Annotated in this window: 19 protein-coding genes; 2 read left to right on the top strand and 17 right to left on the bottom strand. The window is 68.3% G+C overall.

Features of this window, described 5'->3' with window-relative positions:
- The first annotated feature begins 32 nt into the window (after positions 1-32).
- Together AC07RM_RS09235 and AC07RM_RS09230 are read left to right on the top strand one after the other, a co-directional pair.
- Positions 33-974: a DMT family transporter gene (locus AC07RM_RS09235; RefSeq protein WP_495334263.1), complete on the top strand. Its 942-nt coding sequence runs from the start codon at positions 33-35 to the stop codon at positions 972-974.
- Positions 975-1003: 29 nt separating this feature from the next.
- Positions 1004-1708 carry an alpha/beta hydrolase gene (locus tag AC07RM_RS09230; protein WP_495334262.1) on the top strand — a complete coding sequence of 235 codons (705 nt, stop codon included), beginning with the start codon at positions 1004-1006 and terminating at the stop codon, positions 1706-1708.
- Positions 1709-1748: 40 nt separating this feature from the next.
- Here the strand turns inward: AC07RM_RS09230 and AC07RM_RS09225 are convergent, their stop codons facing one another.
- The 17 genes from AC07RM_RS09225 to hpaR all read right to left on the bottom strand — a co-directional run bounded on the left by AC07RM_RS09225 (position 1749) and on the right by hpaR (position 18130).
- Positions 1749-2726, bottom strand: coding sequence for a 2-dehydropantoate 2-reductase (locus AC07RM_RS09225; RefSeq protein WP_495334261.1), 978 nt, complete (start codon positions 2724-2726; stop codon positions 1749-1751).
- 16 nt (positions 2727-2742) lie between these two features.
- Entirely contained in the window at positions 2743-3543 is an 801-nt protein-coding gene (locus AC07RM_RS09220; protein WP_495334260.1) for a class II aldolase/adducin family protein, read from the bottom strand.
- An 18-nt stretch (positions 3544-3561) separates the two neighbouring features.
- Positions 3562-4551 carry a Bug family tripartite tricarboxylate transporter substrate binding protein gene (locus AC07RM_RS09215; protein WP_208510155.1) on the bottom strand — a complete coding sequence of 330 codons (990 nt, stop codon included), beginning with the start codon at positions 4549-4551 and terminating at the stop codon, positions 3562-3564.
- A gap of 34 nt (positions 4552-4585) precedes the next feature.
- The gene (gene ilvD / locus AC07RM_RS09210; protein WP_495334259.1) at positions 4586-6316 is read right to left on the bottom strand and encodes a dihydroxy-acid dehydratase; all 1731 of its coding nucleotides are present in this window, start codon (positions 6314-6316) and stop codon (positions 4586-4588) included.
- On the bottom strand, positions 6316-8277 hold the full coding sequence (locus AC07RM_RS09205; protein ID WP_495334258.1) for a hypothetical protein: 1962 nt from the start codon (positions 8275-8277) through the stop codon (positions 6316-6318). Before AC07RM_RS09205 ends, ilvD begins: the two co-directional genes overlap by 1 nt.
- A complete protein-coding gene (locus AC07RM_RS09200; protein WP_495334257.1) occupies positions 8274-9470 on the bottom strand; it encodes an ATP-binding protein in 1197 nt (398 codons plus the stop codon). The genes AC07RM_RS09205 and AC07RM_RS09200 overlap by 4 nt, the downstream gene beginning before the upstream one ends.
- A 69-nt stretch (positions 9471-9539) precedes the next feature.
- Positions 9540-10364 carry a 4-hydroxy-2-oxoheptanedioate aldolase gene (gene hpaI / locus AC07RM_RS09195; protein ID WP_209540432.1) on the bottom strand — a complete coding sequence of 275 codons (825 nt, stop codon included), beginning with the start codon at positions 10362-10364 and terminating at the stop codon, positions 9540-9542.
- A 17-nt stretch (positions 10365-10381) separates the two neighbouring features.
- Positions 10382-11185 (bottom strand): 2-oxo-hept-4-ene-1,7-dioate hydratase, encoded by an 804-nt coding sequence (hpaH, locus tag AC07RM_RS09190; protein ID WP_203203728.1) that lies wholly within the window; start codon positions 11183-11185, stop codon positions 10382-10384.
- Between the two features lie 17 nt (positions 11186-11202).
- Entirely contained in the window at positions 11203-11610 is a 408-nt protein-coding gene (locus AC07RM_RS09185) for a 5-carboxymethyl-2-hydroxymuconate Delta-isomerase (protein WP_495334256.1), read from the bottom strand.
- Positions 11611-11623: 13 nt separating this feature from the next.
- On the bottom strand, positions 11624-12451 hold the full coding sequence (locus AC07RM_RS09180; RefSeq protein ID WP_093343981.1) for a DODA-type extradiol aromatic ring-opening family dioxygenase: 828 nt from the start codon (positions 12449-12451) through the stop codon (positions 11624-11626).
- Positions 12448-12783 carry an aromatic ring-opening dioxygenase subunit LigA gene (locus AC07RM_RS09175; protein WP_489041056.1) on the bottom strand — a complete coding sequence of 112 codons (336 nt, stop codon included), beginning with the start codon at positions 12781-12783 and terminating at the stop codon, positions 12448-12450. Before AC07RM_RS09175 ends, AC07RM_RS09180 begins: the two co-directional genes overlap by 4 nt.
- A gap of 2 nt (positions 12784-12785) precedes the next feature.
- Positions 12786-13760 (bottom strand): tripartite tricarboxylate transporter substrate binding protein, encoded by a 975-nt coding sequence (locus tag AC07RM_RS09170; RefSeq protein ID WP_495334255.1) that lies wholly within the window; start codon positions 13758-13760, stop codon positions 12786-12788.
- Positions 13757-15223, bottom strand: a complete 1467-nt coding sequence (gene hpaE / locus AC07RM_RS09165; RefSeq protein WP_057592752.1) for a 5-carboxymethyl-2-hydroxymuconate semialdehyde dehydrogenase — start codon at positions 15221-15223, stop codon at positions 13757-13759. Before hpaE ends, AC07RM_RS09170 begins: the two co-directional genes overlap by 4 nt.
- Before the next feature lie 13 nt (positions 15224-15236).
- Positions 15237-16220, bottom strand: a complete 984-nt coding sequence (locus tag AC07RM_RS09160) for a Bug family tripartite tricarboxylate transporter substrate binding protein (RefSeq protein ID WP_208513299.1) — start codon at positions 16218-16220, stop codon at positions 15237-15239.
- 76 nt (positions 16221-16296) lie between these two features.
- On the bottom strand, positions 16297-17049 hold the full coding sequence (locus AC07RM_RS09155; RefSeq protein WP_261211948.1) for a fumarylacetoacetate hydrolase family protein: 753 nt from the start codon (positions 17047-17049) through the stop codon (positions 16297-16299).
- Positions 17046-17702, bottom strand: a complete 657-nt coding sequence (locus tag AC07RM_RS09150) for a fumarylacetoacetate hydrolase family protein (protein WP_495334254.1) — start codon at positions 17700-17702, stop codon at positions 17046-17048. Before AC07RM_RS09150 ends, AC07RM_RS09155 begins: the two co-directional genes overlap by 4 nt.
- A complete protein-coding gene (hpaR, locus tag AC07RM_RS09145) occupies positions 17699-18130 on the bottom strand; it encodes a homoprotocatechuate degradation operon regulator HpaR (protein WP_093343992.1) in 432 nt (143 codons plus the stop codon). Before hpaR ends, AC07RM_RS09150 begins: the two co-directional genes overlap by 4 nt.
- Between the last annotated feature and the right edge of the window lie 55 nt (positions 18131-18185).

Here is an 18185-nt window from a genome sequence, read left to right as displayed (position 1 = left end):
GCGCGCGGGCACCGGCATCGAACAGGCGGAGTATGGATTCAAAGCGCGCGGGCGGCATCGCCCTCACCCCCGGCGGCGTGCCGGCCCGGCCCGGCTTCGGCATGGCCGAACTCATGCTGCTGCTGGTGGCGGCGGTCTGGGGCGGCAGCTATGCGGTCGCCAAGCAGGCCACGCTGCAACTGCCGGTGCTCGAATTCATCGCGCTGCGCTTCGGCCTGACCTTCCTCGTGCTGCTGCCCGCGCTGCGCCCGCTGGTGGGGCCGCAGTGGCGGCAGGGGCTCGCGGTGGGCGGGCTGCTGGGCGCGAACCTGCTCGCGATCTTCGTCTGCGAGACCTTCGGCGTCTCGCTCACCAGCGCGAGCAACGCCGCCTTCCTGATCAGCCTGTGCGTGGCCTTCACGCCGCTGGCCGAATGGTGGCTGCTCGGCGAGCGGCCCGCGCCGCGCGTGTTCGCGGCCGCGGCGATCTCGCTCGCGGGCGCCGCGCTGCTGTCGCTGAGCGCGCATGCCTCGGCCAGCTCGGCCGGCCTGGGCTGGGGCGATGCGCTGATGGTCGCGGCCGCCGTGCTGCGCGCCCTCATGGTCTGCCTGACGCGCCGTCTCGCGGGCCGCCATGCGCTGCCGGCGCTCACGCTGACCGCGGTGCAGGCGGGCACCATGGCCCTGGGCGCGGCCGCGCTGGCGCTCGCGGTGTCGGGCGGCACCTGGCATATGCCGCCGGCCACGGCCTCGTTCTGGTGGGGCATGGCCTATCTCGTGCTGCTGTGCACCGTGTTCGCCTTCTTCGCGCAGAACCATGCGGCCTCGCGCACCAGCCCGAGCCGGGTGTCGCTGCTGATGGGCAGCGAGCCGGTGTTCGGCGCGCTGATCGCGGTCTGGGGTTTCGGCGAACGGGTAGGGCCCGGCGGCTGGATCGGCGGCGCGATGATCGTCGCGGCCGCGTGGTGGGTCACGCTGCCGCCGCGCCGAGGCTGAGCCCGCCGGGCATGGCATCCTCGGAGCGCATGACCGATTTCTCCGTGGCCCACGGCCCCCACACCCTGCGGGGCTCGATCCTTCCGAATGCCGCGGGCGAGCCGCCGCGCGTGCTGGCGCTGCATGGCGGCGGCGTCCAGGCCTCGCGGCGCGGCATCCGCTACCTGCTCGACGGCTTGGTACAGGGCGGCGTGCCCTGCGCCTCCTTCGACTTCCGCGGCCATGGCGAGAGCGATGGGCAGCTCGAGGGCTCGAGCCTCGCGCACCGCGTGGCGCAGGCACGGACGGTCGCCGAGCAGGTGGCGCCGGGCCGGCCGATGTCGCTGATCGCCAGCAGCATGGGCGGCCACATCGCCTGCGCGCTGATCCCGGTGCTGAACCCGCCCGCGCTGGTGCTGTTCTGCCCGGCCGCCTACGTGGCCGAGGCCGAGGGCGCGCCCTTCGGCCCGCGCTTCCAGGGCCTCCTGCGCGCGACCCGCGACGAGGACTACGCGGCCTCGCCGGCCTTCGCCGCGCTCGATCGCTTCGAGGGCCGGCTGCTGCTGGTGCTCGGCGGCGAGGACGCGGTCATTCCCGCCGCGGTGCTCGCGCAGTACGCGCAGCGGGCGCGGCGCGCGAAGAGCGTGGAAGTGCTGCGGCTCGCGGGCGCGGGCCACAAGCTGCACGAATGGCTGCCCGCGCATCCGCGGGACCACGCGCGCGTGCTCGAGGCCGCGCTGCGCACGCTGGCATAACGCCAGCGCCAGGGCCAGGGCCAGCGCCGCTCGGTGCAGCTCAGTACAGGCCGAGCTGCCGCGTCTTCAGGCGCGCCAGCCCCAGCAGCGCATCGGTGAACGGCGTTGCCACGGCGGTCAGCTCGCCGAGCTCGCGCACCACGGTCACGAGGGCGTCGAGCTCGACCGAGCGGCCGGCCTCCACGTCCTGCAGCATCGAGGTCTTGAAGGCGCCGAGCTTGCGCGTGACCGCGTGGCGGTCTTCCGGGCTCTGCGCGATCTCGATGCCGATGCGGCGACCGATCTCCTTGGCCTCGAGCATCACGGCCGAGATGAAGCCGCGCACGTAGTCGTCGCCCATGATCAGGTCGGTGGTGGCACCGGTCAGCGCGCTGATCGGGTTCACCGTCATGTTGCCCCAGAGCTTGAACCAGACGTCGCGCTGGATCTGCGGCGACAGCGTGGTCTCGATGCCCGTGGCCTGCAGCAGCTCGACCAGCTTCTTCACGCGCGGCGTGGCCTCGCCCGAGGGCTCGCCCACGATCAGGCCGTTGCCGAAGTGGTGCCGCACCACGCCGGGCGCGTCGAGCGAGCAGCTGCAATGCACCACGCCGCCGATCACGTTGGCGGCGGGAATGGCTTTCGCGATTGCGCCGTCGGGATCGACCGCGCCCAGGCGGTGGCCCGCGATGGGGCCGCCGAAGCCGCCTTCGAGGAACCACCAGGGCACGCCGTTCATCGCGGTCAGCACCATGGTGTCGGCACCGATCAGCGGCGCGATGCGCTCGGCCACGCCGGCCAGCGCCGGCGCCTTGACGGCGATCACCACCAGGTCCTGCACGCCGAGTTCCTCGGGGTCGGCCACCGCGTTGACCGGCACGCGCGTGCGCACGTCGCCGCGCATCAGCGAGAGGCCGTCGCGCCGCAGCGCTTCGAGCGTGGCGCCGCGCGCCACCACGTTGAGGCGCTGGCCCGCTTGCGCGAGGCCGACACCGATCCATCCGCCGATCGCGCCGGCGCCGTAAATGCAGATCTTCATGGTCGGATCGTAGCGGTCAGGCGCGGTAGGAAGGATCGATGCGGTCGACCTGGCGCACCAGGGCATTGAACACGTCCTGGCCGGCGCCGTGCGCGGGGCTGAACTGCAGCGCGTCGCGCGTGCAGCGGCGCGCGATCTCCTCGCTCACGGGGATCGCGGCGCCCATCGAGAAGGTCGCCATCTGGATCTCGCAGGCACGCTGCAGCGTCCAGAGGATCGCGAAGGTCTGCGGCAGCGTCTGGCCCCAGGCCAGCAGGCCGTGGTTGCGCAGGATCACGGCGTTGCGGTCGCCGATGCTGCGCAGCAGGCGCGGGCCCTCGTCGGCGTGGATGGTGATGCCCTCGAACTCGTGGTAGGCCACCATGCCGTGCAGCTGCGCGGTGTAGAAGTTGGTCTGCTGCAGGCCGCCCTGCAGGCAGGCCACGGCCACGCCCGCGGTGGTGTGCGTGTGCATCACGCAGTGCGCGCCCTCGAGGCCGTCGTGGATCGCGGCATGCACCGTGAAGCCGGCCGGGTTGACCGGGAAGGTCGAGCCGTCGAGCACGCGGCCCTGCAGGTCGATCTTCACCAGGTTGCTCGCCGTGACCTCGCTGTAGTGCAGGCCGAAGGGATTGATCAGGAACTGCTTCTCGCCACCGGTCACGCTGTCGGGCAGCCGCACCGTGATGTGGTTGTAGATCATCTCGGTCCAGCCCAGCATCGCGAAGATGCGGTAGCAGGCCGCGAGCTCTTCGCGCGCGGCGCGCTCGTCGGGATGGATCGAGGGATGGACCAGGGCCGACGCGGACGACGGCGTGGTGGTGGCGAGAGGGGTCATTGCAGTTCCTTCATACGGTTAGCCTTCAGCCGTGAAGCCGACTTCCTTGACGATCGGCGCCCACTTGGCGGTGTCTTTCTTCAACAGTTCGGTCAGCTCGGCGGGCGTGGAGGACATGGCTTCCAGGCCGAAGGTGCCGAGGCCGTCGACCACGTCCTTCTGCGCCAGCGCGTTCTTCATCGAGGCATTGAGCCTCGCGACCAGCTCGGGCGAGGCCTTGGCCGGCAGGAAGAAGGCGAACCACTCGCTGTGCGCCATGTCCTGGATGCCCTGCTCGCCGAAGGTCGGCACGTCGGGCGCGAAGCGGCTGCGCTTGGCGCCCGAGACGCCGAGGATGCGCACCTTGCCCGTGGGCAGGTGCTGCGTGATGTCGCCGATCGGGCCCGACACCGCCGAGATGTTGCCGCCCAGCAGGTCGAGCATGGCCGGCTGCGTGCCGCGGTAGGCCGCGTGCTTGAGCTCGACGCCGCCCTTCTTGCCGAGCAGCGCGCCGATGAAGTGCGGCGTGGAGCCGGCCGCCGGCGAGCCGTAGTTGGCGCCGGCCGGGTTGGCCTTGGCCCAGGCCAGGAATTCGGGCACGGTCTTCACGCTGGCCGGCACGGCCGGGCCGACCGCGAAGCCGAAGTCGAAGATGCAGCCGATGGTCACGGGCGTGAGGTCGACCATCGGGTCGTACGGCAGCTTCTTGTAGATGTGCGGATAGATCGTGAGGATCGAGGTCGGCGTCTGCAGGATCGTGGTGCCGTCGGCCGGGCGGCCCTTGACGTAGCCGACCGCGATCTGGCCGCCCGCGCCGGTGCGGTTCTCCACCACGGCCGCGCGCGCGTAGTCGGGGCTCAGCTTGGTCGCGACCCGGCGGCAGATGGTGTCCGAGGTGCCGCCGGCCGCGAAGCCGGTGACGATGGTCGCGGTCTCGATGCCGGCCTGCGCGAAGGCCCGTTGGCCGATGCCGGCAAGCAGCGCGGAGGCGCCGGTGGACTGCAGCAGCTGGCGGCGGGTGAAGCTCATGATGGTTCTGTCTCCGGGTAACGGTGGTTGGGGGTCAGGACTCGTCGCGCAGCCAGGTGACCGCGCCCGAATGGGTCACCGCGCCCTGGTGGGCCGGGCGCACGGTGAGCGCGTATTTTTCCAGCAAGCCACCGCGCGGGACCCCCGCGTTTACCTCACGTCCGGCGAGGCGCCGCGCGATCTCCTCGTCCGTCAGTTCCACCGAAATGGTGCGCGCCGCCGCGCGCGCGTCGATCGCGATCAGGTCGCCGTCGCGCAGCGCCGCGATCGGGCCGCCGTCGGCCGCCTCGGGCCCGGCATAGCCGATGCACAGCCCGCGCGTGGCGCCCGAGAAGCGCCCGTCGGTCAGCAGCGCCACCTTGTCGCCCATGCCCTGGCCGTAGAGCAGGGCGGTGATGCCCAGCATCTCGCGCATGCCGGGGCTGCCCTTGGGGCCCTCGTTGCGGATCACGATCACGTCGCCGGCCTCGTACAGCCGGTTCTGCACCGCCGTCTGCGCCTGTTCCTCCGAATCGAAGACGCGCGCCGGGCCGCGGTGCACCAGCGTCTGCAGGCCGGCGGTCTTGAGCAACGCGCCGTCGGGGCAGAGGTTGCCCTTGAGCACCGCCAGCCCGCCGTCGCGCGTGATCGGGTTGCCGGCCTCGCGCACCACGCGGCCGTCGGGCGCCAGCGCGTCGGCCAGTTCCTCGGCCATGGTGCGGCCGGTGAAGGTGAGCACGTCGCCGTGCAGGAAGCCCTGCTCGAGCAGCGTGCGCAGGATCACGCCGGCGCCGCCGATGTAGAACACGTCGCGCGCGAGGTAGCGCCCGCCCGGGCGCAGGTCGGCGATGAGCGGCGTGCGCGCGAACACCTCGGCCACGTCGTCGAGGTGGAAGCGGATGCCGGCCTCGTGCGCGATCGCCGGCAGGTGCAGCGCGGCATTGGTCGAGCCGCCGGTGGCCGAGACCACGGCGCAGGCGTTCTCGAGCGCCTTGCGCGTGACGATCTCGCGCGGCAGCGGGCTGTCGCCCATCACCGCCTTCATCAGCGTCTTCGCGGCGCGGCGCATCAGCGGCGCGCGCTCGCTGAACACCGCCGGCACCATGCTCGAGCCGATCGGCGCGAGGCCCAGCGCCTCCGACACCATGCCCATGGTGTTGGCCGTGAACTGCCCCGCGCAGGCGCCGGCCGTGGGCAGGCAGGCGCGGCTCATGGCGTCGAGCTCGTCGTGCGTGGCCGTGCCGGCCAGCACCTTGCCGATGGTCTCGTAGGTGTCGACCACGTTGAGGTCGCGCCCGTCGGGCCCGGGCATCTGGCCCGGCAGCGCCGAGCCGCCGTGCACGAACACGCTCGGCACGTTGCAGCGCACCATGCCCATCATCAGGCCCGGCAGGTTCTTGTCGCAGGCGCCGATCGCGAAGATGCCGTCCCACTGGTGGCCGCGCACCGAGGCCTCCACGCTGTCGGCGATCAGCTCGCGCGAGATCAGCGAGAAGCGCATGCCCGAGTGCGCCATGGTCAGCCCGTCGCTGACCGACACCACCGGGCATTCGTGCGGCGTGCCGCCGCCCGCGTAGATGCCGGTCTTGGCATGCTGCGCCTGCTCGCGCAGGTTCAGGTTGCACGGGCTCATCTCGCCGCCGGTGTGGAACACGCCGACGTGCGGGCGCTCGATGTCCTCGTCGTCCTGGCCCAGCGCATGCAGGAAGCTGCGCGTGGTCGCGCGGATCGTGCCCTCGCGGATGGTGGCGGAACGGAAGCGCGGCTTGAAAGATGGGGTTGTCATCAGTGTTCCAAGGTGGATACGTTCTCTGTGAGGCGAAGACTCATGACCAGCTTGCGTTCCTCTCTGGGCAATGACAACAGATGTCTATCGTCACGCGTTTTGAGCCAATTTACAGCCGAGTTGCTCATTCTTTCGAGAGAGTCCAAAAGCTTAAAGCGCGAATCGCCTTTCGAAAGTGTTCCCTCACCCAAAAGAATTTCTCGAAGGATCTGCCCTGCCGCCTCGGTGCCGAAGACTGTGGAAATTTTAAAAATAGCAAAGGCTGCATGAGAGGGGAATTTTTGCAACAACTTGCGAAGCAATCGCAGCGCGGTTGTTCCCAAAGACTCATTGATTTGAAAGAGGTTGATGCTTGCAGCCAATAACCCGATATATACGGAAACAGCATTTGACTTGCTGATCACGCTTTCATTTTTTTGGATGCTGAAGGAGATCGATTGGTATGCCGCTGCAGGAGCTAACTGGATCTGGTGTTTGGCAGCTGGTGAGGTATGAGCCAAACTCAGAAGTAGGATCAAACGAATCTGGTTGGAGATCTCATTGATCGGTGATGTTGCTGCGATCTCATCGATGATGGCAGCCGCTTTTCCAAAATCATCTTCTTTGAAATGTGTTTGGAGTACAGCAATCTGTGCTTCAAGAACTGGATGAATGCCTTGATCTGTCTTTGCCAAGGTTAGCGCGCGCAAGACATATGCGTGTTCCAATGCCCCCGAATTTTCAGGACCGTCAAGCCATTCCTGTAGCTCTACTTCCGAGTACCAGATCCGAAGAAAGTCGGCGAACAGCCCAATGGGCTCACCTCGCTGCGACTTGACCTCCATGCACAGCCGCATCAACGGCTCGGTCAGCTCGTAGTAGCTCTCGCGCCCCTGCTCGATCGAACGCACATAGCGCTTCTCGCGCAACTGCTTGAGCTGCCCCGAACAGGTTTGGTGCGTGATGAAGCAGGCCTTGGCAATCTGCTTGACCGGTGCCGCGCCGCGATAGCTGACGAGGTATTCCACGATCTTTCGCTGCTGGCCCGAAAGCTCCTTCATCCGCGCCTGGTAGTAGGGCGTGAGTTCGTCCAGCGTGTGCATCACGGCCTGCACCAGTTCGTCGAGCGCCTCGCGGCTCAGGAACTGCGCAAAGATCACGTAGATGCGCGGATTGCCTTCCGCAAGGTGATGCACGGCGCGGATGCGTGCATGGCCTTCGGGCGTTCCGATGAACTCGGCCAGCGCCTCGTCGCCGCGTTCCACGGCGATCTTCTTCAGCAGGTCGACGACGTCCTCGAGGCTGAATTCCTTCAGGGCCTGGATGTCGAAAAAGCCGTAGAACGGCGACTTCTGCAGGCTCACGCCCGCGAACAACGAGGGCGTCGTGGTGACCAGCACCAACTGCGGGTGGTTCTGGATGAAGGCCCTGAACTGCCGCTGCCCGGCGTCGCCCAACTGGTCGAACAGGTCGTCGAGGTTCTCGAGCAGCACGATCAGCGTCTTGTCGCCGAGCACGTCGAGCAGCAGCGACGAGGCCTGTGCCTCGGCTTGCTTGAGCGTCAGCTCGTACAGCGGCGTGGTGCGCGCAGCGATGCCCAGTTCCGGCTGCTTCTGGTCGAGCGTGCGCAGGATGCGCAGCACCAGCTCGAAGAAGCTGGTCACGCCCCATTCCTCTTCGCGCATCCAGGCGATCAAGCCTTTCTCGCGAACCTCTTTCGACTGGGAAAGCCGGTGATGCAGGAGCGAGATCAGGTGCGTCTTGCCGATGCCGCGCGGGCCGACGAAGAGGTAGTGGTGCTTCGACCGTGTGGCCACGCTGTGCACGACGTCGTCGTAGCATGCATCGATCAGCGGCTGTCGTTGCACGAGCATCTGCTGCAGCGTGTCGGGCTGCATCATGCTCGGCGTGAAGTGCGACAGGTACAACGCCTTCTGCGTCATCGGCGTCGGCACCGCGGAGGGCTTGCCGGTCTTCTTCATGCGCCGGCTCCGTCATTCACGGACACACCGCGATGCCAGCGCCACCAGCGCGCCACGATGCTGAACTTGTACCGAAGGTTGCCGCTGTCGGGGTCGCGAACGAAGTAGTAGTCGCGCTCGAGCAGGTGCGTGAGCTCGAGCCAGCTCTCCCGCTCCAGCGCCGCAACGGTGCCCTTGGCGCGGTTGATGGCGGACTGCATCGGCATCGAATCCGGCGTGGACGCCACCGCGTCCAGCAGGGCGTGGCAAGCGGCGCGGTCGCCGGCGTAGTACTCCTGCGTTCGCTCCTCGTAGTGCTTCAGATGCCAGGGATCGAGCGCGGACCGGATGGCCTCGGCCACTTCCTTGCGCACGTCGTCGCTCGTCACGCGATAGCCCGAGCCCGCATGCTTCGACTTGAGCTTGCTCAGCACATGGTGGATGTAGAACGGGATGTCGTCCACCTCCGTCGCCACCGTATCCGCCACGGCATCGTCGGCCAGTGCGATGCGGTTGTCGTTGAACAGCCGCAGGGCGAGCGAGGCCGCATCGGCATGGGCCAGCGGCGGGACTTCCATCGTGGCCATGTCGTTGACCGGCGCGTTGACATAGCCCTGCTGCTTCAGATGGCGGACCACGTGATGCAGGCCGACAGAGCCGGTGAACACCATCCGCACCTTGGGGTTCTGCTGGCGGATGCTGCGCAGCACGTCCAGCAGTTCCATCGCCTCCTGCGGCGCGGTCTTCGCGAGGTTCTGCAGCATCATGGGCAGCTCGTCCCACAGGAACACCACCTGCTCGGTCTGCGCCGATTCACCGAGGTGCGCCAGGGTATCGACCAGGCCCTGCTTCCAGGTCTTGGCCGTGAAGTTGGGGAATGTGACCGGGCCGATCTTCAGCCCGGCCGCTTCCGAGCCGATGCTCGCGAGCCATTCCCTGAACTGCTTGACCTTGCCGAGCAGCGGGTGCAGGTCCGACATCACGTACTGCACGAACTCGTTCGCGCTGCGGACCCCTTCGAGATCGCGCTTGACCATGACCCAGCCATCGCGCCGCTGGGCCTCCAGCTTGCTGAGCACATGGGTCTTGCCCATGCGCCGCTCCGCGACCAGTTGCAGGCTCTGGGTTTCCAGGGCGTCCATGACCTGGGCGACCAGGGTGTCCCTGCCGACGATGTCTTCGAGCGCCAGCGCTCCGCCTGGATTGATTTTCATTGAAGTACGATGGATTTAACGTACGTCAAATTTATCATGCGTTCAAGGCGACAGCGGTCCGGGCGCGGCTCAATAGCTCGACGATTCGGGGCTTGCTGCACGGTCCTTGTACTTGGCGAGCAGCTGCTTCGCCGCCGCGGCCAGCACGATGGTGTCCACCCCCACGGCCACGAAGGTGGCGCCGGCCGCGAGCCACTTGCGCGCCTGCTCCTCGGTGGTCGAGAGGATGCCCGCGGCCTTGCCGGCCTTCTGGATGCGCGCGACCGCGTCGGCGATCACCGCCTGCACCTCGGGATGGTTGGGCTGGCCCACGAAGCCCATCGAGGCCGACAGGTCGGCCGGGCCGATGAACACGCCATCGACGCCGGGCGTGGCCGCGATCGCGTCGAGGTTCTTCATCGCCTCCACCGTCTCCGCCTGCACCAGCAGGCAGGTCTGGGCATTGGCTTCGTGCAGGTAATTGGGATAGGCCTGCCAGCGCGAGGCCCGCGCGAGCGCGCTGCCCATGCCGCGGATGCCCTCGGGCGGATAGCGCATGCCCTGCACCATGCGCGCGGCCTGCTCGGCGGTGTCGACCATCGGCACCAGCAGCGTCTGCGCGCCGATGTCGAGGTACTGCTTGAGCAGCGTGGTGTCGCCCACGGGCACGCGCACGATCGGCTGCGGCCGGGTCGCGCCCTCGGGCAGCGCCGACCAGGCGCTCGAGATGCCCTGCAGCTGCGCGAGCACCGAGCGCACGTCGTTGGGCGCGTGCTCGCCGTCGACCAGCAGCCAGTCGTAGCCGGTGCCGGCCAGGATCTCGGCCGCGTAGCCGTCGGCCAGGCCGACCCACAGGCCGATCTGGGCGCGCTTCTCGGCCATGGCCTTCTTGAACAGGTTGATGGGGGTTTGCATGAGGTATTCCGAGGAGGTCAGACGAGGCGGAACGACACGGCGCCCAGCGGGCCGTAGTCGGCATGGAAGGTGTCGCCGGGCAGCGCGGTGGTCGGGCGCGTGAACGAGCCGCCGAGCACGACCTCGCCGGCTTCCAGGTGCTCGTCCCAGGGCGCGAGCTTGTTCGCGAGCCAGGCCACGCCGGTGGCCGGATGGTTGAGCACGGCCGCGGCCACGCCCGATTCCTCGATCACGCCGTTCTTGTAGAGCAGCGCGCTGACCCAGCGCAGGTCGACCGCGTCGGGCTTCACGGGCCGCCCGCCGATCACGATGCCGGCATTGGCCGCGTTGTCGGCGATGGTGTCGAAGACCTTGCGCGGCGCCTTGGTGTGGCGGTCGAACTGCTCGATGCGCGCGTCGATGATCTCGATCGCCGGCACCACGTAGTCGGTGGCCGCGAGCACGTCGAAGATGGTCACGCCCGGGCCCTTGAGCGGCTTGCCGAGGATGAAGGCCAGCTCGACCTCGATGCGCGGCGCGATGAAGCGCGCGAAGGGAATGTCGCTGCCCTGCTCGAAGAACATGTCGTCGAGCAGCGTGCCGTAGTCGGGCTCGGTGATCTGGCTCGACTGCTGCATGGCGCGCGAGGTCAGGCCGATCTTGTGGCCCTTGGCCACGCGGCCCTCGGCGATCTTCTGCTTGACCCATGCGCGCGAGATCGCATAGCCGTCCTCGATGGTCATCTCGGGAAAGCGCTTGGAGAAGTGCTCGACCTGCACGCGCGAGCGTTCGCTCTCGTGCAGTTCGGCCGCGAGCCGGGCGATGGTGTCGGAAGAAAGCATGGCGGTGTGTGGGGGGGTCAGCTCTTGTTGAACAGGGGATGCAGGTTGCTGTGCTTGCCGTCGTAGACCTGGCCGGGGCTCTCGTCGATCTGCAGCGTGATGCCGATGTGGCGTTGCGAGAAGACGGGCTCGAAGTGGCTTCGCACCTTGGCCAGCAGCTCGTCGCCGGCCTTCTTCTTCACGGCCTCGGAGCGGCCCGCGGCCATGCGCAGGTTGAGGTAGACGAAGGCGTAGTCGGCCTGGCCGTCGGCCACCGCGTAGTGCGCGGCCGGGTAGGCCAGCACGCGCGTGCCGCCGATCGGGAACACGGGCTTGCCGGCCTCGTCGCGCTGTTCGAGCATGGTGTCGGCCAGCGTGCGGCACAGCGCCGACATGTCGGTCTCGGCCTCGATGTTGGGCGTGTAGAGGATCACCAGGTGCGGCATGGTCGTGCTCCGTTCAAACCACCGACATCGTCGCGGCCGTGCAGGTCACCGCGAAGATCGGAATGGCCTTCATGTGGAAGATCTCTCCCTGGCCGCGCGCGGCCGCGGCCACGCTGAGGAAGGTGCGGATCTCGAAGCCGCCCTGGCCGGCCTCGCGGTAGGTCGCCTCGTCGCCGTAGTCGTCGAGCGACAGCAGCGCCTCGCGGTCGTTGGCGCACCAGCGGCGCATGAACTCGGCGTCCCACTCGGCATTGACCTTGCCCGAGTCGGGCGTGGCCGGCCAGTGCGAGATGCCGCCGGTGCCCACCAGCGCGATGCGCTCGGGCACCTTGTCGCAGGCGCGGCGCAGCGCCTCGCCGAAGGCCCAGGCGCGGTGCAGCGGCGTGAGCGGCGGGCCCTGGCAGTTGATGTTGACCGGGATCACCTTGGTGTCGAAGTTCGGCGTGAGGAAATTCAGCGGCACCATGATGCCGTGGTCGAACTTCCATTCCTCGGCATAGGCCACGTCCACCGTCTGCATCACCTCGCGGATCAGCCGCTGCGACAGCGCGGCGTCGCCCGGGATGGTGTGCTTCTCGATGCCGAGCCACTTCGGGTCCTCGATCGGGCCCTCGTAGCTGTCGGCCATGCCGATCGCATAGGCCGGCATGTTGTTCATGAAGAAGTTCGCAAAATGCTCGGCCGCGATCACGATCACCGCGTCGGGCTTGGTCGCGCGCATGGCCTCGCCGAAGCGATGGAACTGCGCGTGGAACTCGTCCTTCACCGCCGGGTCGGCGAGATGCGCGCGGCCGGTGATGCCGGGGGCGTGGCTGCACACGCCTGCGAATACGAGACTCATACGCCCGCCACCTTTTCGTCTGTGCTTGTCGTCATTGCATAGATGCCGGCGCGCACCGGCCCGTACTTGCGCACGCCCTCGCGCATGGCCTCGAGGTAGTCGGCCCACGGGATGCCCAGCAGCGGCGCGAAGTGCATCAAGAGCTGCCCGTTGCAGCCCAGCACGTAGAGCTTGCCGACGTCGCCGCCGTCGATGGCCTCGCGCTCCTCGTCGCTGAGGTCGTAGCCGCCGAGCAGCGCCTTGCGCGTGTCGCCGCCTTCGGCATAGCGCCGCTGCACCTCGGCATCGCGGTTGAGCGCGAACAGGAATTTCTGCATCGCATAGAGGCTCATGGTCAGCCCTCGATCTGGATGTTGGCCTTGCGGATCACGTCGCCGTACTTCGCGATCTCGCTCTGGACGAAGACCGCGAAGCGCTCGGGCGAGCCCGACAGCGACGCGATGCCGCCCTTGCGGAAGGCCTCGGTCACCACCGGTCCCGCGAGCGCGCGGTTGACCTCGGCGTTCACGCGCTGCACCACGGCGTCGGGCGTGCCGGCGGGCGCCAGCAGGCCGTTCCACGAATTGGACTCGATCGCCACGCCCTGTTCGGCCAGCGTGGGAATGTTCGGCGCGTACTGCGAGCGCTGCGCGGTCGCCATGCCCAGCGCCACCAGCTTGCCGCCCTCGACGTGGCCGCGGAACTCGGGCCAGTTGCCGAACATCATCGTGACCTGGCCGCCGAGCAGGTCGGTCAGCGCCGGGCCCTGGCCCTTGTAGGGCACGTGCACGATGTCCAGGCCCATCTGCAGCTTGAGCATCTCGCCCGACAGGTGGGCCGAGGTGCCGTTGCCGAAGGAGGCGAAGCTCAGCGTGCCGGGCTTCGCCTTGGCCTGGTCGCGCAGGTCGGCCAGCGTCTTGAGGCCGCTGCCCGGATGGGTGGCGAGCACGTGTTCCGACATGCCCATCAGCGCCACCGGGCGCAGGTCCTTCAGCGTGTCGTAGGGCAGCTTGCGCACCAGCGTCTGGTTGGCCGCGAAGCTGTTGGCCACGCAGACGAAGCTGTAGCCGTCGGGCGCGGCCTTGGCGACCGTGTCGACGCCGATCACCGTGCCCGCGCCGGGCTTGTTCTCGATCACCACGGGCTGGCCCAGGGTCTTCGCGAGCTCGGTGCCGACCAGCCGCGCGACGAAGTCGGTGGTGCCGCCGGGCGGGAAGGGCACGACGATGCGCACCGGCCGGACCGGCCACGCGGCCTGGGCGCGCACCAGCATCGGCAGCGCGGCCAGGGCCGCCGTGCCCTGCAGCAGGGTGCGACGGCCGAGGCTCATGCCACGCCCCAGTGCGGAATGTGGTGCGAGCCCATCGACACCGCCACGTTCTTCGGTTCGCAGAACACTTCGTAGCTCCAAGTGCCGCCTTCGCGGCCGGTGCCCGAGGCCTTGGTGCCGCCGAAGGGCTGGCGCAAGTCTCTGACGTTCTGGCTGTTGACGAAGCACATGCCGGCCTCCACGGCCGCGGCCACGCGGTGCGCCTTGCCGATGTTCTCGGTCCAGACGTAGCTCGACAGGCCGTACTGGATGTCGTTGGCGAGCTCGATGGCATGCGCCTCGTCGCGGAACGGGATCAGGCAGGCCACCGGACCGAAGATCTCGTCCTGCGCGATCTTCATGCGGTTGTCGACGTCGGCGAACACCGTGGGCACCACGTAGTTGCCCTTCTTCACGCGGTCGGGCAGGTTGCTCGGTGCTTCGAGGCCGCCGCACAGCAGCGTGGCGCCTTCCTTCGGGCCCAGCTCGATGTAGCTGCGCACCTTGGCCAGGTGGGCCTGCGAGATCATCGGGCCGACGATGGTCTTCTCGTCGAGCGGATCGCCCACCGTGATGCGCCTGGCGCGCTCGGCGAATTTGGCGGCGAAGTCGGCGTAGATCGACTGCTGCACCAGGATGCGCGAGCCGGCCGTGCAGCGCTCGCCGTTGTTGCTGAAGATCATGAACACGGCCGCGTCGAGCGCGCGGTCGAGGTCGGCGTCGTCGAAGATCACGAACGGGCTCTTGCCGCCGAGCTCCATGCTGAACTTCTTGAGGCCCGCGCTCTTCACGATGCGGTTGCCGGTGGCGGTGGAGCCGGTGAACGAGATCGCGCGCACATCGGGGTGCGCCACCAGCGGCTCGCCCGCTTCCTTGCCGTAGCCGTGCACCAGGTTCAGCACGCCGGGCGGAATGCCGGCCTCGAGCGCCAGCTCGCCCAGGCGCGCGGCCGACAGCGGCGAGAGCTCGCTCATCTTCAGCACGGCCGTGTTGCCGAAGGCCAGGCAGGGCGCGACCTTCCAGGTGGCGGTCATGAAGGGCACGTTCCACGGGCTGATCAGCGCGCACACGCCGACCGGGTGGAACAGCGTGTAGTTCAGGTGCGTGGGCGTGGGGTAGGTGTGGCCGTCGACGCGCGTGCACATCTCGGCGAAGTAGTAGAAGTTGTCGGCCGCGCGCGGCACCAGCTGCTTGCCCGTCTGCGCGATGACCTGGCCGCAGTCGTTGGTCTCGGTCTGCGCGATCTCGGGCACGTTCTTCGCGATCAGGTCGCCTAGCTTGCGGATCAGCTTCGCGCGTTCGGGCGCGGGCATGCCGGCCCACTTGGGAAAGGCTTCCTTGGCGGCGGCCACGGCCGCGTTCACCTCGGCCTCGCCGCCGGAGGCGACTTCGGCCAGCACTTCCTGCGTGGCGGGGTTGACGGTCTCGAAGTAGTCCGAGCCCTTGACGGACTTGCCGCCGATGAGATGGTCGATCTGTTGCATGAGGGAATCCGGTTCAGTCCAGTTTGATGTCGCGTGCCTTGATCAAGGCATGCCATTTCTTGCGCTCCGCATCGGTGTAGCGCGTCATTTCGGTGGCGTCGGCGGGGCGGGCCTCCCAGCCGGCGTCGTAGAGCTTCTGGCGCACGCCGGCATCGGCCATGGCCTTCTGCAGCTCGGTGCCGAGCCGTGCCTGCACTTCCTTCGGCGTGGCCGCGGGTGTGACCAGGCCCTGCCAGGTGTAGGCCTCGACGTTGGCGAAGCCCAGTTCCCTGGCGGTGGGAATGTTCGGCAGTTGCGGCACGCGCTCGGCCGACATGGCGAGCAGCGGCACCACCTTGCCGGCCTTGACCGCGCTCACGCCGCTGGGCAGGTCGAGCATCATCAGCGCGACCTGGCCGCCCATCAGGTCCTGCAGCGCGGGCGCGCCGCCCTTGTAGGGCACGTGCAGCATCGACACCCCGGCTTCGCGCTGGAACAGTTCGTAGGCGAGATGGTGCGGACTGCCGGTGCCCGGCGTCGCGATGCTGTACTTGCCGGGCGAGGCCTTGAGCGCGGCCAGCAGCGCCTTGGCGTCGGCGATGCCCGCATTGGGCGCGGCCGTGATGATCAGCGGCGAGCGGCCCATCATGCCGACCAGCGCGAAGTCCTTCTCGGCGTCGTAGGGCAGCTTCTTGTAGAGCGCGGGGTTGTAGACCAGCACGCCGTTGTCGGCCGAGAACACGGTGTAGCCATCGCCGGCCGAGCGCGCCACGTTCTCCGACGCGATGATCGCGCCGGCACCGGGCCGGTTGTCGACCAGCACAGGCTGGCCCAGCTGCTGCGACACCTGCGCGCCCACGGTGCGCGCGAGGAAGTCGGTGCCGCCGCCGGCCGGATAGCCGACCACCCAGCGCACCGGCTTGGCGGGGTAGGCGGTCTGCGCGACGGCGAGGGCCGAGACGGCCAGCGCCATCGTTGCGGCCGCCACGGACTGGAGGAGCTTCTTGCCGGTGATCATGTCGTGTCGTCTCCGCTGATTTCTTGGGCGTGTGAATGGAAAAGGAGAGCGCGCCGCGCGGGCGCGCGGGAAAAAATCAGGCCGCCGCGATGGTGTTGACCAGCGCGCCGATGCCCTCGATCTCGGTCACGATCTCGTCGCCGGGCTGGCAGTCGACCACGCCGTCGGGCGTGCCCGTGAGGATCAGGTCACCCGGCGACAGCGTCATGAAGCGGCTGAAGTACTCGATCAGGAAGGGCGCGTCGAAGATCATGTCGCGCGTGTTGCCCTGCTGCGTGACCTGGCCGTTGACCGTGGTGCGCAGCGCGAGCGCCATCGGGTCGGCCACGTCCTTCGCATCGACCAGCCAGGGGCCGATCGGCGTGCAGGTGTCGCGGTTCTTCACGCGCAGGTTGGGGCGGTACCAGTTCTCGAGGTAGTCGCGGATCGCGTAGTCGTTGGCCACGGTGTAGCCGCCGATGAAGTCGTAGGCGTCGTCGCGCTTCACATGGCGCGCGGTCTTGCCGATGACGATCGCGAGCTCGCACTCGTAGTGCATGAACTGCACGCCAGCCGGGCGGAAGGTCTTCTGGCGGTGGCCGATCAGCGCGCTCTGGCCCTTGACGAAGACCAGCGGCTCCTCGGGCGCCTTGAACTCGAGTTCCTTCGCATGGTCGGCGTAGTTGAGGCCGAGCGCGAGGATGGTGCGCGGGCGCGGCGTGGGCGCGAGCGGCGGCAGCCAGTCGACGGCGTCGAAGCCGACCACGCGGCCATCGGCCAGCCGCAGCGCGCCGTCGTGTTCGACGGCCTCGTGCACGGCGTTCTCGTAGCGGATGCGTGCGTGCTTCATGCGGCGGCTCCCGTCTCTTCTGCAACCAGGGTGTTGGTGAGCGTCTCGAAGCCCGGGGCCGAGATCTCGATGCGGTCGCCCACGCGTGCCAGCGGCCGGCCCGCGCCGCAGCCGAGCATCAGCACGTCGCCGTGCGCCAGCGTCATGAATTCGCCGACCTCGGCCAGCAGTTGGCGCGCGGGGCGCACCAGGGTGGAGAAGTCCAGCGTCTGCCTGACTTCGCCGTTGATGCGCACCTCGACGCGGAACGCCGCGGGATCGTCCACCTCCTGCGCGTCGCGCAGCGCGGGGCCGATGCCAAGGAAGCCGTCGAGGCACTTGAACTTGACGGGCGGGCGGAAGAAGCTCGCATGCGGTACCGACAGGTCGTTCATCGGCACGAAGCCTTCGATGTCGCCGTCGGCGCCCACCACCATGCCGATGCTCGCGCCCACCTCGACCTCGGGCACGTTCGCCGGCACCGGGATCGCGGCGCCATGCGGGCTCCAGGTGTTGGCGGTCTTGACGTAGAGCACCGGCGCCTTGGGCGGCGCCTTGTGGGGCGGGGCGCTCATCTGCGGCGCGAGCGCCTCCACCTCGGCGCGGAAGTTGAGCAGCGTGCCGTAGACGGTGCCGGCGGGAAGGAAATGAGAAGGTGAAGAAGGGGGGCTCATGGCTGTTCCAGTGCGATCAGTTCGTCGAGCAGCTCGTAGAGCTGGCCGAGCTTGTCCTTGCCCAGGGATTGCTCCATCCACTGGTAGTGCGCCTCGATGCTCGAGGACAGCTTGTTCACCAGCTTCATGCCGCGCGGCGTGGCCTCGACCACGGTGCGGCGCTGGTCGGCCGGGTCGCGGCTGCGCGTGATCAGGTCGTCGCGCTCCATGCGTGCGAGCACGCCCGTGAGGCTGGGCCCGAGGATGAAGGCCTCGCGCGCCACGCGGCCGGTTTCGACCGCGCCGTGTTCGCCGAGCACGCGCAGCACGCGCCACTGCTGGTCCGACAGCGCATGCACGCGCAGGCTGGGCCGGGTGTGGGCCATGACGGCTTCGCGCGCCTGCAGCAGCAGGCGCGGAAGGTTGCGGTGGGTGAAGGCGGTGCTCATGTCGATCGATTTATTTAACATGTTAAATGATCGGCAAAAAAACACGGCTACGGGA

This window comes from Variovorax sp. GW821-FHT09B05 (genome assembly GCF_059418265.1).
This window is presented reverse-complemented; position numbering and strand designations above follow the sequence as displayed.

Bases quoted from the DNA above. Each gene is read 5' to 3' on its own strand.
- AC07RM_RS09235 (WP_495334263.1), top strand. From the start codon at position 33: ATGGATTCAAAGCGCGCGGGCGGCATCGCCCTCACCCCCGGCGGCGTG.
- AC07RM_RS09230 (WP_495334262.1), top strand. From the start codon at position 1,004: ATGACCGATTTCTCCGTGGCCCACGGCCCCCACACCCTGCGGGGCTCG.
- AC07RM_RS09225 (WP_495334261.1), bottom strand. From the start codon at position 2,726: ATGAAGATCTGCATTTACGGCGCCGGCGCGATCGGCGGATGGATCGGT.
- AC07RM_RS09220 (WP_495334260.1), bottom strand. From the start codon at position 3,543: ATGACCCCTCTCGCCACCACCACGCCGTCGTCCGCGTCGGCCCTGGTC.
- AC07RM_RS09215 (WP_208510155.1), bottom strand. From the start codon at position 4,551: ATGAGCTTCACCCGCCGCCAGCTGCTGCAGTCCACCGGCGCCTCCGCG.
- ilvD (WP_495334259.1), bottom strand. From the start codon at position 6,316: ATGACAACCCCATCTTTCAAGCCGCGCTTCCGTTCCGCCACCATCCGC.
- AC07RM_RS09205 (WP_495334258.1), bottom strand. From the start codon at position 8,277: ATGAAGAAGACCGGCAAGCCCTCCGCGGTGCCGACGCCGATGACGCAG.
- AC07RM_RS09200 (WP_495334257.1), bottom strand. From the start codon at position 9,470: ATGAAAATCAATCCAGGCGGAGCGCTGGCGCTCGAAGACATCGTCGGC.
- hpaI (WP_209540432.1), bottom strand. From the start codon at position 10,364: ATGCAAACCCCCATCAACCTGTTCAAGAAGGCCATGGCCGAGAAGCGC.
- hpaH (WP_203203728.1), bottom strand. From the start codon at position 11,185: ATGCTTTCTTCCGACACCATCGCCCGGCTCGCGGCCGAACTGCACGAG.
- AC07RM_RS09185 (WP_495334256.1), bottom strand. From the start codon at position 11,610: ATGCCGCACCTGGTGATCCTCTACACGCCCAACATCGAGGCCGAGACC.
- AC07RM_RS09180 (WP_093343981.1), bottom strand. From the start codon at position 12,451: ATGAGTCTCGTATTCGCAGGCGTGTGCAGCCACGCCCCCGGCATCACC.
- AC07RM_RS09175 (WP_489041056.1), bottom strand. From the start codon at position 12,783: ATGAGCCTCTATGCGATGCAGAAATTCCTGTTCGCGCTCAACCGCGAT.
- AC07RM_RS09170 (WP_495334255.1), bottom strand. From the start codon at position 13,760: ATGAGCCTCGGCCGTCGCACCCTGCTGCAGGGCACGGCGGCCCTGGCC.
- hpaE (WP_057592752.1), bottom strand. From the start codon at position 15,223: ATGCAACAGATCGACCATCTCATCGGCGGCAAGTCCGTCAAGGGCTCG.
- AC07RM_RS09160 (WP_208513299.1), bottom strand. From the start codon at position 16,220: ATGATCACCGGCAAGAAGCTCCTCCAGTCCGTGGCGGCCGCAACGATG.
- AC07RM_RS09155 (WP_261211948.1), bottom strand. From the start codon at position 17,049: ATGAAGCACGCACGCATCCGCTACGAGAACGCCGTGCACGAGGCCGTC.
- AC07RM_RS09150 (WP_495334254.1), bottom strand. From the start codon at position 17,702: ATGAGCCCCCCTTCTTCACCTTCTCATTTCCTTCCCGCCGGCACCGTC.
- hpaR (WP_093343992.1), bottom strand. From the start codon at position 18,130: ATGAGCACCGCCTTCACCCACCGCAACCTTCCGCGCCTGCTGCTGCAG.